Raw genomic sequence first — 1179 nt, forward strand, 5'->3', positions numbered from 1 at the left:
GCGCTCTTATTATGCCAAGCACAAGTAGAAGGGATGTTTTTTCTGGGTCTGTGCGTGAGTACATGTGACTCTGGGCAGAGGGCATAGCTCCTCTGTTCGCCCTATATCGACGCATGAGGGCGGTAGAGCGTCCGCGTAAGGAACTGGCTAGGCGCGTGCACCGAACGGACGATACTCTCTGGGATCGGCTGTCGTCGGCCGGAGCCGTCGCAGCAGTCAGCGTACCGTTTCGGTCCTGTTCTGGAGCGGCGCGTCGAAGGGACGAGCGTGTGCCGGGGCTACAGGCCTACGGCACCGCGCATGATGCATGTCGATCTTCTTTGAGGGGAAGACCACAGAGGTCCTCCCCGTGAAGAGATCATCGCAGTGTGTCGGTCCTCTCCGACGCGCAGCGCGCCAGATCTTCAGCGGGTGACATGTGGAGCGGGGAGCCGGTGTAGAACGAGGGGAAGTTGGAGAATCGTCGGAGTCCGGGCACGCAGTCCGCTTATGCGGTCTGCGCGTATTGACTCTCACAGGTGGAGAAGCGCTCGGGATCGAAGGCATCGCCGCTGCAGGCGAGGCTGTGCAGCATGCAGAGGAACTTGCGCATGACCGCGACCTTCGCCTTTGAGCCAATCATGCCCTCCTCGCGTTTGCGATGGTAATACCCGCCGTAGAGGAAGCGCCGCCGGAGCACTGGGAAGACCGTTTGCCCCAGGATCTTGCGCAGTAGCGGCCGCCCCTTCTTTGAGAGGCGCGTTTGCCCCCGGTAGCTGCCGCTTTGCCGCTCTCGCAGGTTGAGGCCTGCATACCGGAGCACCGCACGCCTGGACCGAAAGTCGGTGAGCGGGCCGGTCTGACCGGCCACGCGGGTGAGGTTAAAAAGCGTGAGGCCCTTGAGGTGATCGAGGGCCGGAAGGTCGCCAGAGGCTTTGAGCTGCTCCCCGAGTTGTTCGATCTGCGTGCGCACACGCTTGCGCCGGGCGACCAGCCGCTCGTAGTCGCTCCATAACGTGCGAAGGCGGTCCACGAGCAGATCGACCTCAGCGGTCGTCTTGGCATAGCGGACCGACTGCTCGGCTCGATCGAAGAGGTGCTCCAGCGTCGCGAACCGGGCATGTACGCGCCGCTTCACGACGGCCGTAAAGCGGCCATATCCGGCGCGGACGATGTGGTACGGGTTGAAGGCGTACGCCT

General features: G+C 63.0%; 1 protein-coding gene. It reads right to left on the bottom strand.

What is annotated here, in order from left to right:
- Positions 1-487: 487 nt before the first annotated feature.
- Positions 488-1179: transposase (locus CRI94_RS17410; protein WP_143815482.1), on the bottom strand; the 692-nt coding region annotated here is incomplete at its 5' end.

The sequence above is a fragment of the Longibacter salinarum genome (genome assembly GCF_002554795.1).
Taxonomy (GTDB): domain Bacteria; phylum Bacteroidota; class Rhodothermia; order Rhodothermales; family Salinibacteraceae; genus Longibacter; species Longibacter salinarum.